General features: G+C 30.8%; 6 protein-coding genes. 2 read left to right on the forward strand and 4 right to left on the reverse strand.

Annotation, left to right across the window (positions count from 1 at the left end):
* Nucleotides 1-25: 25 nt before the first annotated feature.
* The 3 genes from BW964_RS21725 to BW964_RS21735 are packed head-to-tail and all read right to left on the reverse strand — an operon-like array spanning nucleotide 26 to nucleotide 5886.
* Entirely contained in the window at nucleotides 26-1369 is a 1344-nt protein-coding gene (locus BW964_RS21725; RefSeq protein WP_084176119.1) for a RagB/SusD family nutrient uptake outer membrane protein, read from the reverse strand.
* Nucleotides 1370-1378: 9 nt separating this feature from the next.
* Nucleotides 1379-4579 carry a SusC/RagA family TonB-linked outer membrane protein gene (locus BW964_RS21730; protein ID WP_084176123.1) on the reverse strand — a complete coding sequence of 1067 codons (3201 nt, stop codon included), beginning with the start codon at nucleotides 4577-4579 and terminating at the stop codon, nucleotides 1379-1381.
* Between the two features lie 20 nt (nucleotides 4580-4599).
* Entirely contained in the window at nucleotides 4600-5886 is a 1287-nt protein-coding gene (locus BW964_RS21735) for a TlpA family protein disulfide reductase (protein ID WP_076510640.1), read from the reverse strand.
* A gap of 625 nt (nucleotides 5887-6511) precedes the next feature.
* Here BW964_RS21735 and BW964_RS21740 point away from each other — a divergent pair.
* Entirely contained in the window at nucleotides 6512-6799 is a 288-nt protein-coding gene (locus tag BW964_RS21740) for a helix-turn-helix domain-containing protein (RefSeq protein WP_076510642.1), read from the forward strand.
* Nucleotides 6800-6843: 44 nt separating this feature from the next.
* Here BW964_RS21740 and BW964_RS21745 read toward each other — a convergent pair whose 3' ends face one another.
* A complete protein-coding gene (locus BW964_RS21745; RefSeq protein WP_076510644.1) occupies nucleotides 6844-12417 on the reverse strand; it encodes a reverse transcriptase domain-containing protein in 5574 nt (1857 codons plus the stop codon).
* 279 nt (nucleotides 12418-12696) lie between these two features.
* Here BW964_RS21745 and BW964_RS21750 point away from each other — a divergent pair, with 279 nt between their 5' ends.
* Complete coding sequence (locus BW964_RS21750; protein WP_076510646.1) at nucleotides 12697-15717, forward strand: DEAD/DEAH box helicase; 3021 nt, start codon at nucleotides 12697-12699, stop codon at nucleotides 15715-15717.
* Nucleotides 15718-15731: the final 14 nt, after the last annotated feature.

Below are 15731 nucleotides of genomic sequence, written 5' to 3' on the forward strand. Positions count from 1 at the left end.
TTCCACCCCATTTTTTGTTAATGACTTACCTCGGATTTTGAGGCATTCCCGTCATTTTTATAATGTCTTCGGGAATGGCTATCGCATAGCGAAGGTCGTTGGGTGGCAAAATATATGTTGTTCCGTTTACTGTTCTTTGCAAAGAAATCCCTGCGCCATCACGATTATATCTTTTTAAATCTGACCATCGCAAGCCACGAAACAATAATTCCTTTCTTCTTTCTTTTAAAATAATATTCAACGTTTCACTCTGTGAATTAGCTGTCATCGGAATATACGTTCCTGTTTTCCAACGTGTTTTCAACAATTCATTTAAGGTTTGCATTGCCAGCTGCATATCATTAAGTCGAGCGTAACTTTCAGCTACATTCAAATAAACTTCATCTGTTGCTAAGCTGGTCATTCTTGTAGCACCTCCTGAATAATTCCCCTTAAACAATATCTGCTGTGCTGTATTAAATCTAAAATATATGCTCTTTCTCAAATCATTATTGTCATAAATGTTATACAATGATTGCGGAATTTTAGCCATAGAACTCGACAAAAACTGTGAATATACCATCGAAGAATGAAGTAGAATTTCAGTGTTCATTGATTTTATCGGATAAGAATCGGAAGGATTCAAGGTATTGAAATCTATGAGATTATCATTGATAGAAAGTGTCTGTTTTCCATATTCTAAAGCATTTTGATAATCTCCCATAAAAAGATATGTTCTGGAAAGATAACCCAATGTCGTTGCTTTTGATGGTCGAATCAGTGCAATTTGGGTATTAGGTAATAACATCGCTGCTTCTTTTAAATCACTAATGATTTGACTATAAGTTTCTTTTAATGATGATCTTTTTGAAGGTATATTTATATCAGGATCTAATCTCAGTGGTAATCCCAGATCGGTATTGGCTGTGCTCTCATTATATACCAAACAATAAATTTGGGCAGCTTCCAGATAAATAGCAGCTCTAAGAGCCAAAGCCTGTCCTTTTAAATTTTCTGCTCCTGCAATTTGATAATGTTCAATATTATACAAAACTGTATTGCATACATTTATTCTTCTATAGCAGCTTCCCCAATCATTTTCATCACTGCTGGACACTTCATTGGGTTGCCAGGTATATAGTCTTTTTTCAAATTCATAAATTAAATTACCATAATCTGCATCAGTAATATAAATTTCATCAGCCGATATTTGACCACTAATGCTGTTTGAAAGTACCGTATTGAAAGTTCTGTCCATCAAAGCCTGATTATCTTCTAATGTAACAGGTGTAGCCAATCTGGAATCTGATTTTTCCTCCAAAAAATCTGAACAGCCTATAATGCTACACAAAGCCCATAAAGCGAATATGTTTAAAAGTATATTTTTCATAAAGATGATTTAAAATTGTGTTCTAAGTCCTATGGAATAGGTTGTTACTGGTTTTAAAGAGTAAGTTGCCCAATTATAGTCCGGATCGATGCCTGCTTTATTGGCTTTCCAAAGTATTCCCAGATTATTTGCTGATGCAAACAGTTGCAAATTTTGAATAGGTAGATTCGCTAAATTTTCTTTCCTGAAATTGTAGTTAAGGGTAAGATATTGCAAACGAATATGGTCACCTCTTTCTACTAAAACACTCGAACCATTGTAAAAAGCATCTCTGGCAGAGTTTGTTGTGTATGGATTGGAAGGAACATTCGTCCATAGTTCATCACCCGGATTCTGCCATCTTTTGGAATAATCACTATGCCCGTCTCGGCTAGCAATAAGGTCGGTATAGTTGATAGAACTTCTTCTGAACCAATACCCAAACTTATAAGTAATCCCAACATCCAAAGAAAACTGTTGGTAGGCAATCGTGTTGATGAATGAACCATACTTTGTAGGAATCGCTGATCCAAAGTATTCTAAATCTTCAATTCCTCGAGCAGAATTCAATATTTTAGTGTAATCTTTACTGACTTCTCCATCCAAATATCCTTGAGGATCTCCGGTTTGTGGATCGAGACCTGCCCATTTGTAGGCAAATACACCATATACAGGAAGCCCTACAATACCGCTTATCGGAGCGATGGAACCTGAATTGACAACAAAGCTATTGGCAAATGTGGTTGGTAAATAATAGTTAGTGACCTTGTCATTATAGATACTGAAATTAATGATGCTGTTCCATTTTACGGTCTTATCAATATTTTTCGTTTTCAGCTCGATATCCATACCACGTCCTTTCATTCCTGCGACATTCCATAGCATACTTTTAACACCAGTGGTATAATCCAATGGTGCTGTACCAAAGAGATTGTTTCCTTCTTTCGTAAAATATTCAACCGAACCTGTAACGAAATTGTCTTTCAGTCCAAAATCCAATCCTATATTCATCATTCTGATCGTCTCCCAACGCAGGTTAGGATTGTAAAATTTATCTATTCTGGCGGTATTGCCTCCTGTGTACACTGAAAGGTCAGTATCAAATAATATGGTTGTTACGGCGACCATCGAAGGATCGATATTTCCATTAAAACCGTAAGAGCCTCTTAATTTCAGGTAAGGAAGAAAATTGAAATTGTAAAAAGCTGCATTCGAAACATTCCAGGACAAACCAGCAGACCAAAATGGATTCCATTGTTGATTGGTTTTTAATCCGAATAGATTACTTGCATCCTGCCTTACGCTTGCAGATAATGTATAGCGTTTATCATAAGTATATGCTGCATTGGCATACAGGGAAACGAAACGGATGTTGGTTTCTCTGAGTGACGTTCCTCTTTCGATAAAGTCCAAACTTCCTGTTACAAAATTTGGATATTGATTCGTATAATCAATGCCTGCTGTAGATAAAGTATTCGTATTGTAACCGTAATACCTGTTGTTGTCATACCGGGTAATGGTTTCTCTGATTTCTCCTCCTGCAATAGCATTAACGGAATGCTTTCCAAAACTTCTATTGTAGTTCAGTTGTCCTCTCAGGTTGTTGACCGTAGTTGCAGAAATTCCTTTATCAAAAATTCCTCCTTTGGGAACGGCGAAACTGATACTGCCATCGGTATTCTTTTTTGCAAAATTATTCACATAGTTTCTTGCGTAATAGCTTTGTTCATCATAGAGTGTGCTGCTTTCCCCATTATTATGTTGGTATTGGTACTTAATATCGATATCCAAACCTTTTATGATCTTGTAATTCAAGCCTGCGTTGAGGATGAGTTCGCTTGTTTTGTTTTGAGTTATATTGTGCATCCAATCGGTCAATGGATAGTAATTCCAATCCAAAAGTCCTGTGCCTTGTAGACTGTTTTTATAATCCTGATCCAGCATGTGATTCATCACCAAAGGGTTTCCGGTATCATCTGCAAACTGCATATAGGGAACTTTCCAGTTATTGCGCATCGTTATACTATTGTAGGCACTTCTGCCATTTTTTGTCGTCGTATTCGTGTAATACATTCCGGTGGTTACGGTCAGCTTTTCAGTTGGTTTCCAGATATTCTGAAAACGTGCATTCAACCGTTGGTATTTTTCACTTAAATTCCCTGTATTATCGTCATATCCTATAAACGATGTCCAGGATAATTTAGGTGTGCTTCCAAAAATATTAAGCGCATATTGTCTGTTTTCCATTGGTTGATACATATACTTTTTGTATTGATCTCTCACATCGACATTCCTTAACCTGTTTATTTTATTCATCGCGTCATTATGAGAAAGAAGTCCTTGTTTTTCTTTATTTAAAATGGTCACCACTGGTGTTAAAGTAGGATGGCTGGCAGAATTGAGATCAGTATCATAATATCCTTGGTTAAAAAGCTGCATTTCCGCATCGATAAAGTCATTGCTGGAAATCTGTCTGCTGTAGCTTAGGTCTGGCTTTGCGCTTAGTGTCGTATTAGCCGTAAATTCTACAGATGTTGCCTGATTCGTTTTAGCAGCTTTGGTGGTAATCACAATGACCCCATTCGCTGCTCTCGCTCCCCAGATACTCGATGCGGCAGCGTCTTTTAGGATAGTGACGCTTTCAATGATGTTAGGGTTAATATTGCTGATGCTTCCTTCGTATGGAAAATTATCGACAACAATAAGTGGATTTTTAGGACCTTGCATAGTACTTAAACCTCTTATCATTAGCTGACCATCTTCAGTTAGTCCTTTGCTGACCGTCAGACCATTGGCTATAGCGGGTAACCTGTCCATTATGTTGGTGGTAACCTGTTGTTGCAATAATTTGTTATCCACTGATGAAAAAGACCCCGTAGACCTTTCTTTGGGAATTTTCTGATAACCTGTCGATAACGTAACTTCTTCTATTTCTGTAATCTTAGTAGATATAGATATTTTTAGCTCCTTTTGTAATGGCAATTGAATATCTAGCGACTGGCTTTCGTAACCTGCCTTGCTGATAATTAAGGTCAATTGAGATTCCCCAGAGGTAAATCTGAATATTCCGTTTTTGTCAGTATTAGTGATCGCATTAATGTTTTGTATGACTACAGCAACCCCAGACAAAGGTTTTCCGGTATTGTTTTCTATTATTTTTCCTGTAACAGTCTGCTGTGCAACCATCACCGTACTGCAACAAATAACGGGGAAGAGTATATAGTTTTTCATAATGATTTTAATGATTAGTATTATTTGTCTTTTACTATCAGCATTGGCAGTTCTTTCACGACTTCAACAAGCTCAAGCTCATATGCAGAAAGTTCTTTTTGAATGCTTTTCAGATCTTGAAAATTTGAGAACTTCAGATCAACTTTTCCCTGATAGCCTGTTTCATCTATTACAGGTAATGTTGTAATGTCATTGGTCGCTTCTAAGGCAGATAGTAAATAATCAAGATTGACATTTCGGAGCATATAAGGAGATTTTAATACATTTCCGAGAGATTCGCCACCCTTCGATGCCATCTTGTCAATCCCTGAAGTCTTTCTCAGGACAAGGCATTTAACAGGTTTCTTTTCGATGCTGGCAACGTAATTGGAATTTTCATTGACATACCTTAGCATTCTAGTGTATAAATTATTTGCATCTTCTTTTGGAACGATGTATTCTATGCTGTAAAGTTTCTCAAAATTTCCACCGGTTGTGGTATTAAAATCGATAGCTTCGGGATTTTTCACGAGATTTATCAGACGTTTATCCGAAAATTTATCTCCGAACTCACGAAATAATTCGTACGAAATACCTCTGTAGATATTCATTAGGGAAAAGTTGGTAAACTGCCTTCCGTAAACGATTTCTCCATCCCTATGAAAACCTGAACCAAATGGAATTGCCCGTATCCTTCCTTTAGCGAAAAGATTATAGCCTACAATGCTGCTGAGTTTTTCAAGTTCAAAATTATCAGAGAGCATCAGCGGGCGTTTTCTATTTATCTGAATGACGGTCTGCAAAGAAGATGTTTCATTTTTCAATACCTCTGTAATTGTTTGCTCAGTGACCTGTCCTCCATCGGTGGTATTGATGATTTTTCCGTCTTTGATCCAGACAATAAAAGGAACTGCCGTATGAGGAAACATCTGAGTGAGCATTTTGTCGTCTACTACCGATACAACATCTTTATAACGCTGTCCGTTGGTTGAAGCAAAGAATTTTTCTATTGTTGTCCGGTTCTGATCGGTTACCGCTATTATATTGATTCTATCACTGAATTTGTTTTTCAGTTCTTCCATTTGTGGAAACTTCTTCAGGCAGGCACTACACCAGGTAGCCCAGAAATCCAGCAGAATGAGTTTGTCTTTATCTATGTTAAAATTGATGGTTTTCTTGGAGTGATTGACTACCTCTAAAGGTGCTGTCCAGAAGCTTTCAGGTAAAGATTTTCCGATCTTAATGGATGATTTCTGCGCAAATGTTGTGTTGACGCCCAGAAAAGTAAAAACAAGGGACAGGATTCCCTTGCAAAAGATATTTTTCATACTTTTGAATAGGTTTTTAATAATTATTAATGACTGATTATGCTCTTTCCGTATGGTCGCCAAACTCTTGCGGAAAGGGCTCTTTCTTTTCTAATGGTTACAGTAAATTATCTGTGTTTTGAAATAGATTTTTAATTGTTGTTTGAAATGATATGCTTGATAGGAGATTTCCTAGTAGGTGGAGAATCTCCTGCTCAAACAATCATAAAAAATTAATATGAATGAAATTATGTCCCGAGAAAGCTGTATAGCCGCAATGAGTTGTACACCTCATTGTATCGTGTAATCTGATACTATATTTTTTTGAAGGTGCTTAGAAAGTAGAAATAGCGGACAACATTGGGAAATAAAACGGCGTGTAACTCTACATTATCCGTAATAGAGGTACTGGTATACCTTGAGACAGATAAGAGAGCCCACGCCTAGGTCGTGAGCTTCCTGCTTATTGTCTTGTCTCTTAAAAATTACCAGTTTTCTATTACAAGATTCTAAGCAATAGCTTCTAATATTTCGTCGAAGTATCGCAAAGTTACTTTACAGTAACTTATTTAGCAAATATAATATTATTTTCAAGATGTGACAAATATGTCAATGTTATTTTTGACAAATATGTCACTTTTATTTAATGAAATATATTGATGACAAATACTTTATTGCACTTGCTGATCACATAAAATCCATACTTGAAGATACAAAAATTGATATTGTTGATTTAGCAGCCGCCGCTAATCTCGATAGAAGGCAAGTTTATAGATTGTTAAATAAAGAAAACGTTCCAAAATTGTCAACATTAATACGTATTTCTTTAGCTGCTGGAATTGAGCCGCAGCAGCTTTTTTCACTAAAATTTGATTTTGAAGGTTATATGAAAGAAAATAATATACTTATGGTTGCTAAGAAAAAGAAAAAATAGCATTAAACATAATGCACAAAACCAATTTTACTATTTCTCATTTTTCAATTCTTTCTTTTCCAGTTTGGAATATAATCTAATAAAGGTTTTCCTTTTTTGGGACGCAAAGTAAATAATTTGATATGTTTTGCTGGTAAGGAATTTATTCTCAATATGATATTATTTCTTTCAAAATCTTTTAAACTGTCTTTATATTTTTTATCTTTTAAAAACAATTTTAATAATAATTCGGTATCATTTATTAAAACTTCAAATAACCTTTTTTCATCGACGTGATACTTCAATTTCCCATAAAGATATTCTTCCTCAGATAAAAAATTACCATAGTTAGAAAAAGAAACATTTAAATTTATATTAGCAAAAAAATCCTTTATAGTTTCTTCAAATTGTATTGTACTAATTGCAGAAAGAAATATTATTTCTTTACATTTAATAATATTATTGTAGAAATTTTTACAAGAATCTAAGTTAGCAAATGAAAAATACTTTTCTTCTTTAGGAGAATTCTTTCCTTCTTCCCCTTTATTATTAAAGTAATCATTTAATGAATCATTATTTTCATAATCTGTCTTAAAATAATAACTAAGAGCTTTTTTTGTTTGAGAGCCAGTAAGTGAAATATCAGTGATAAAAACTATTTTTTCAGGAATCTCATTCTTACATAATTTATCAAAATTAAATGGCCAATTAAATTCCCTACTTTCAAAGCCACATTTATTTAACAGTCTTTTAAGACCATTTTCATCATCTGAAGGATTTTTAATAGGAACAATAATTATATCTTCATCTTTTACAAATCCTATTAAAGTTTCACGAAAATAATTAATATGTTCTTCAGAAATATAATTATGTCGAAATAATACTTCTAAAATCGTTGTATGCAGATATCTTATATTTAATTGATTTTCATCCATATAATTTTTTAACTGACTTCCATCTAAACTTTCGTTATTAAACAAAGATAACCAATGAGCAATTCTGTTTAAAAATTCAGAAGAATCTTTCAAATGACATGAAAACATCTTTTTTAATTCTTGAAAATTGCTATATCCTTCAACAACTGAAAATACTTCTTCTAAATTTTCATTCTTAGGAAATAGACTAATATATTTATCCAAATCTTCTTGACCAATATTATTTTCAACATAAATACTATCATAAACTTTTTTTCTCCTAATAATTCTATCATAACATTTGGTGATTTCATTTTGAAGAACGTAAATATATAATTCATCATCTTTTAAATATAAATACTGACTCTCTCCTCTAATTCTTATGATATTGGCAAGTTCATCCCAATCTTCATCTTGAAAAATTTGATAATCGTGATTATATAAATATATTTTTTTAAATTCTTTCCTTACATTATTCAAATAAATTTTATAATTACTTTCTCCCGTAATAGGATGAGGATCGTCTTCTATTCTAATGTTCATTTTTTTCAATAATGAAATTTCGACAGAACTTTCTTTTAGAGAATTTAAAAATAATTTTGACAAATAAGCTTCTTTTAGAATTTCAGAAAAACTTATCTTATTTATCGGAGATTGCTCCATAAACAGATCTAAGGAGTTTATAATTGTTTGATATAACTCTAAAAGATTATCATTCTTAATTTCTAATTTCTCATTGATTGAGAATAATATATCTAAATGTGCGCTTTCTTCCTTATAACAATCAAAATGAACTTTTAAATAATTTATTATATCTGTGATTCCGTTATTTATTGTCGCACACATTTCGAATACCGTATTACTCCAAACTGATTGATATTGAAAAATTGTTAAATCATCAGTTAATATATTATCAACAAAATTTTGAATAAATTTAATTTTAGAAACCTCATTCATTTCAAGCATAGCAGATGTAGGATAAAATCTAGTACCTAATTCGCTTAATGTAAAATTATATTTTGAATTATCTTCCACTAAACTAATTGTATCTAATCTAGATAATACTTCCTCAATAGCCTGCCAATAAATAGTAACATTTAAGTCGGATATAGCTCCTTTAGAGTCCGCTATTTGTTTATATTCAGAATAAAATGGAATAATAGGTAAATTTGACAAACTTTCGTAAGGCTTATAAAAGAATGGAAATGTTTTATATGTTGAATTAAAATCCATATGTACATCTATTACGGACTTTAAATTTTTAATAAACACACAAAAGTTAGGAGCAGCCAAAGCCTTACTTAGATTTTCATTTGAAACTGTATATTCAATTTCTTTTGTTTCTTTAAAAGAAGAATTAATATTTAAATAGTCATACTTTTCAATATTTATATTTTCGTAAACTTTTTTCACGAAAATTCTCTCGCCATTTTTTAATACAATTAATCCATTTAATGCTATGTTTTTCAAGCTAATATCATTAGTATCTGGATATAATAATGCAGTCATGTCCTTTATCCAGCCATAAAATAATGACTCATCCGCATCAATTTCGGCTAATACATCTTTTTTAAAATGAGTATAATGATTAATCTGATCTTTTTTAAAAAGCATCATGATAAGCAGGTTTCTATATTGCTCCAAAAACTCATTCAGACAAGAATATTCTCCTATTTTTGAGCCTTTTTTATTTGAAAGTATAAGTGAATAACTATTATTAGAAAAGTCTTGGTATTGTAAATCTGATACTTTATCTACCCATAAAAATTGATGCTTTTTATCTTGATATTCTCCTTGTTTAACTGAAATCTCCAACAACAATCTCCATGATACAATCAGATTGTTAATATCTTCAGATTTCTCAAATAAAGTTAAAAAAGATATAATTTGATAATACGCTTTTAAAGCTTCTTCATTTTTAAGAAAATCGTGATTATTTTTTTTCCATTCAGAAAATCTTAAAAATAAGTAGCTTGCAAAAACATTTAAAAAATCAATAGTTTGAGCTTGTGTGAGTATTATCTTATTTACTTCAGTTAATAAAATAATATCATTAAATGATTCCAATTTTTTTTCCATCAAATCCCAATGGGAATTATCTAATTTGAGACGGGGTTGTGCTAAAGCGGAAAACATAATTTTTTCAGAATAATTTAGTTTTATGGTATTATTAGTTTTTAAGGATAGAACAGCAATCAATAATTTATCAGCATCATTTAAATCTTTTCTATCATATATATTCTCTATCAAAACTCTAATATACTCCTCATGTGAAGATAAGTCATCTTGATATAGTAAGATTGTATTTAAAAAATGGCTTAGAGATAGACCTCTTAATTTATTTGCATTTTCTGATAGTAGCCAAAATTCATTCGGGAAATTAGAAATTAGATTATTATAGAATAAGAAATATAAAGCTCCTCTACCAGTATCCGTAAATGGTATTTTCTTTGCAAGTTTCTTTTTTATGCTATTTAAACGTATATCATTATCAAATTGACTGTAAAAAAATCTAAGATTATCTTTTAATCCAAATTTAACATCGTCTGTTAAAATTTCAAGCTTAGAAATAGCCTCTTGAATTTCTGTTTGGGTTAAAACATTTTTATTCTTGTTTGCATTATTGATATCATATTTTATGTCGTCCTTAAACTTATGATATTCTCCAGAATCTGCATAACTTTGAACATTTACTATTTTAGTTTTACTATCATTATATTGTAATCCATTTATTGATAGCCATTCTTGAATATTTTCAAATAGTTTCTTCGCTCTGTTTTCATTTTCTACAAAAATGAAAATATCATCAACAAAACGATAATAAAACTCCCTCTTTTGATCTGATATAAATGTTTTTTCAACTAAGGTATCTAAGCTACCCAAATATAATTCGGCTAAATATCTCGCAAATACAGGACCTTGTGGTAAGCCGACTTTTGAATTTCCAGTTGTTTTAATTGAAAGATCTATTAGATAACTTATTATATTTCTATATTTAAAAATATCTTCGTTAGGTAACTCTTTCAATTTATTTTTAATTGAAAGAGGCGCTTCTTCAAAAAGTTTTATTTTTAATCTTTGGAGATCAATTTTATCGTAGAAACTCTTTATATCTAACTTTATTAAATAATAATTTGAATATTCTGCATTAAACAAGATGCTTTCTATCTTTCGAGTATATTTTGCCCAATTAATGAACCAATTACTAAAAATATTATTTTTATAAAAGCTACTAGAAAATTCATACCCATAAGAATTACCAGAAATTTCACTATAATACAAAGTGTTTAGAACAAAAGTAAAGTATATCGAAATTATATTATTTAAAGGGTCTATATTAAATAATCTACGAGTTTTTGAATTTTCTTTTCTCTCAAACTCATATTTATCGATATCAAAAATATAACTCCCTTTATATATATCTTCAATGTTTTTCTTTACAATCTCAATATCAATTGTATTAATTGTTTCCAACTGAGGAAATAAAGGGACTTCATCATTCTTTAATGAGTATTGATATAATGACTTCCTAATTTTATCAAAAAGATTAAAATCAATATTTTCAATTCGGTAATCAGAAATTTTTTCTAACGAAACCCCTTCAATTAATTCAACTGGCGATACCATTTCGCATTGAAAGCAGGAAGAGCATTTACCTAAGCTTTTACAGGTTATAGGCTTTAGATATTTAAGAGTTTCAATCTTTTTTAAGGTAATTTCCTTATTAAATCCTCTGACTCTAGAAAAAATTTCCAAAAGTAATTCTTGACCAAAATTACTATTCTCTTGGGTCTGTAATTGCCCTAATAAGCCAACTAAAATGCTCCTCTCTTTATTGTTTAATCCTTTTTCAAAATCATTAAAAATCAATTTTAAATGCTCACACTGACTTAAAGAACTTATTATGTCTTCTAAAGATAAATTGTCTTCAATCCTTGCAGCTTTTTTTACTTTATATGAGTTTCTTGGCAAACTATCTGTCTTTGCAAAATCACTTAAAACTGATTCAATAATTTTAATTGATGCGGGTTGAGCTTGAGATAATATCTTGAGTTGTTTCTGTAAAAATTTTTCATTTGGAATACTTAACCAATTATCAGCCTCAAAGTCAAACTCTTCATTTATAATTACAAAAAAAGATAATTTATTACTACCCTTATTTTGAGAAAGAGGGAGTTTTATTCCTGAGCCTACACCTTTTGAATATTTACTAACAAAAGGAACTTTTGGAAATTTATCTACAGCTATATCGCTAGCAAATTTATCTTTAACATTAAAATAAATGTAATTTATTAAATTATAGCCGTCACTTTTAGTAACAAGTCTTTCAAAAAAAATCCAAATGTGAAATCCTCTTCTACCGGAAAATTCCACCAAATGAGGTATATTTTTCTCATTTAAAAATTCTACAACTATTTCCGCCGCAGTTTTGACATCTTTTAAATTACTTGGATTAATTTCATTTTCGTCTATCTCCTTTTTAGAAATATCCAAATCAATACAAATCCATTTTATGAATGCAGTATCAACTATATGCAACTCTTGATAAGTTAATAAACTTTTTTGGTTTCTTAACATATCTTCTATTGTTACTGGTGTTATACGTTCTTTAATTAATTTATAACTACCATTCTCTTGTTGTCTTCCATATTTCAGATCATCTACATAAAATATACTGAATAACTTGTCCGATAGAATCCTATATAGATTATCATTATTATCCATTTGTTTTTGGTTTGCTATTATTATTCAAAGATAAGATTTACAAAGATAGTGTTGACATTATAAATATGTTTTCAAATCAATCGATATCATTTAGTACTTAAACCCCTACGTAATGTTGTGATTTCTTTGTTCAAAATTAACAATGTGAAAGAAATTCAGTGAAAATACTGATAGCGGATTTTATAATGGTTTTTATTTTTGTTGTTTACGGAAACCCGTAATATCGAAAGTAAAATATTGGGTATTTTTGATTATCATATTCATAAAGAAACTAAATCCATGGCGAAAAATTTTTTAAAAGCAATTTCGACATTGAATATCTGGGATCACCAAAGAGAAGCAGTGACTAAAATCTCTGAATATATTCAAGTTAGTAAAGATAAATCTTACTTAGTCAAAATGCCAACTGGCACAGGTAAAACGGGAGTTTTTGCAACCTTAACAAGAATTGCACATCCAGAAAAAAATTACTTAATTGTTACACCAAGTACTTCCTTAAAGTTCCAAATAATTGAGGAGTTAAAAGACAGATTCTGGAGTAAAATTCAGCTTGATGTAACAAAGTTAAAAGATCAGAGAATAGAATCATTGTTACCTAGTGATTTTATAAAGACGTTTGCGGACATAAAAAAAGAAAAATTTATCGTTGTTACGACGATTCAAGCTCTTCAATCAATTGCTACAAATCCGAATATAAGTTCCGAATATCAAGAATTTAAAAATTTAGTAGATTGTATTGTTTTTGATGAGGGACATAAAGAGCCAGCTTATACTTGGGGAGAAACTATCAGGTCATTTAAAAAACCAACAATACTTTTTTCTGCTACTCCATATAGAAATGATTATAAAGTATTTAATATTGATAAGGAGAATTTCTTTTCCATTAATCATAATTATAGTGTTTCACAACAATTTCTCAGAGAATTAGAAATTAAAAGTGTAGATGTAAAACCATTTACAACAAACACTTTTGTCAATAAACTTTTGACTGAAATACAGAAAGTAGAACCCTTGTTGATAGGCCAGGGAATTAAAAGCCCTAAAGTTATTATTAGGTGCGAAAATGCGGAAGATATAAAAAAGATTGTTACTTCCTTGGTCAAACTAAAAAAGAGAGTAATCGGTATTCATGAAAACTTTACAAACTCTAAAAATTATGCTAAGCAAATTCCTACTTTACTAGAACAAAGTAAATATGATTTTTATATTCATCAGTATAAGCTTATTGAAGGTATTGATAACCCTGAATTTTGCATTGTTGGAATATATTCTGATTTTAAAAGTACACGTTTATTAATTCAGCAAATTGGAAGGATTCTGCGTAATCCTAAGAAATTAGCAAATCAGAAAGCTTTTTTATTTTGCAGAGATGAAAAAAAGTTGCGAGATGAATGGCAAAAATATTTGAAATATGACGAATTATTAACTAATAAAAAAAAGTTATTTGATATTACTGATATTTTGAGAGTAAATAAAGATGTAGAAACCTTGTACTTTTCTGGAACATTTAGAGAATTGGTTGATGTTAATAATCTTAATTTAAAAGATAGCATATTATTTCAGAAAAAAATAAATATTTATTTACAAGATGGAACTCTTAAATTTGATCAATTGTGCAGTTTTTTAATAGAAGAATGGGAAAGTAGAGACTATCACGTCTTAAAATCTCAAATAATTTCACCTGACATTTTTCTTATTTTATATATTAAATATGAAAATTCCCCATTGGTTAAAAGTGGCGTTTTTATAGAACAAACATTAGCGATAACTTTTCTAAAAGTGAAAGGAAACTATATATATTATTATGATAGTATGCAGAGTTCACCAATGAGACAGTTAGAAAATTTAAAACCAATAAGTAGAGAAAATTTAGTAAAACTCTTTAAAGATAAACGTTCGGTAAGCAAAGTTTTCCTAATGAACACAGATATAGGAGGTAATAACATCAGGAATAAAGAACTACAAGCAGGGGCAATGGAATACACTGCTCCTGGCTTATCAGATTATTCTTACTTTCCAGCTAGGATTGAAGGAAATATATCAGACAGCAAAGGAAACTATGCCAAAAGGTATGTTGGATTTCAAAATGGTAGAATAACAGATTTCACAAATACCAGAATAGATTTTGAAGACTTCTCTGCTTGGATAGAATTGATTCATCAAGAATTACATATAAAAACAACAAACAATAAATTAGATGGATTTATGGGTAGATTCTCTGAAAAGGTGGATGCACCATCTAATCCTAAACCAACATCTATTTTATTAGATATTGATACTGAAATAATTTACAGGCATGGCTATGGTGATGATAAAGACGAACTAATTGTTGAAGATTATTGTGCTTTAATAAATACAAACAATGAATTTGTTATTGAAATTAATAATGAAGAATTTGTTTTTACAATCAATTACGAAAGTAAAGTAGAAAAGTTTATATTATATTGTTCTGACTTCAACGATAAAATAGTTCCAATAAATGAAAGTGAACAAACATTATTATCATATTTAAATGGCAATCAATCATTCAGATTAGTATTAGATGGTAATCAACATGTTTATGCACATAAAAATTTTTTCAAACCAAGTCTGAATATAACAAGCAAAAAACAAAATTTAGACATAAATCAATTATTTAATCCCTATAATAGTATTTCAAAAATCAGCAGTGAAAAAGGTAATATCAAGTTAAAAATATCCTCCAACCTTTGGCACAAAAACACTTTATTCGGTTTAATAGCAAGACAAGGCAACGGGTATCAAGATAAGGCTCTTGCTGACGAGTTCAATTTCGAATATTTACTTTGTGATGATTTGGGGAGTGAAATAGGAGATTTTATAGGATTAGATACAATAAATAAAAGGGTTGTTTTCATTCATGCCAAAGCTAAAAAATCAAAATTATCAGCATCAAATTTCACAGAAATATGTGGACAGGCTACAAAAAACCTAGATTTCCTGACTCCGTACTATCAAAGAACACCAAGTCAGAATATTAAAAAATGGAAAGAACCATGGGCATTAAAAGATGTAGGACAAGTTACTAATCGAATAATAACAGGCAATGCAACGTCTCAACAGTTTTGGAGAAAATATATTGAACTGATATCTGATCCGACGACAAGTAGAGAAGTGTGGCTTATTGTGGGTAACATGTTCGATTACAATTCATTTCAAAAAGAATTGAGAAAAAGTGATATTTCGAAAATAAAATCAGAAGCTATACAATTAATATACTTAATCAGATCTACTTGGAATAGTGTGTCCCAAGTTGGCGCTAAATTAAAGATATACTGTTAAGAAAAAGATATAAT

Source organism: Chryseobacterium shigense, assembly GCF_900156575.1.
Lineage (GTDB): Bacteria > Bacteroidota > Bacteroidia > Flavobacteriales > Weeksellaceae > Chryseobacterium > Chryseobacterium shigense.

Excerpts from the sequence above, each read along its gene's own strand:
- BW964_RS21735 (WP_076510640.1), bottom strand. The coding sequence starts at position 5,886 with ATGAAAAATATCTTTTGCAAGGGAATCCTGTCCCTTGTTTTTACTTTT.
- BW964_RS21740 (WP_076510642.1), top strand. The coding sequence starts at position 6,512 with ATGAAATATATTGATGACAAATACTTTATTGCACTTGCTGATCACATA.
- BW964_RS21730 (WP_084176123.1), bottom strand. The coding sequence starts at position 4,579 with ATGAAAAACTATATACTCTTCCCCGTTATTTGTTGCAGTACGGTGATG.
- BW964_RS21725 (WP_084176119.1), bottom strand. The coding sequence starts at position 1,369 with ATGAAAAATATACTTTTAAACATATTCGCTTTATGGGCTTTGTGTAGC.
- BW964_RS21750 (WP_076510646.1), top strand. The coding sequence starts at position 12,697 with ATGGCGAAAAATTTTTTAAAAGCAATTTCGACATTGAATATCTGGGAT.
- BW964_RS21745 (WP_076510644.1), bottom strand. The coding sequence starts at position 12,417 with ATGGATAATAATGATAATCTATATAGGATTCTATCGGACAAGTTATTC.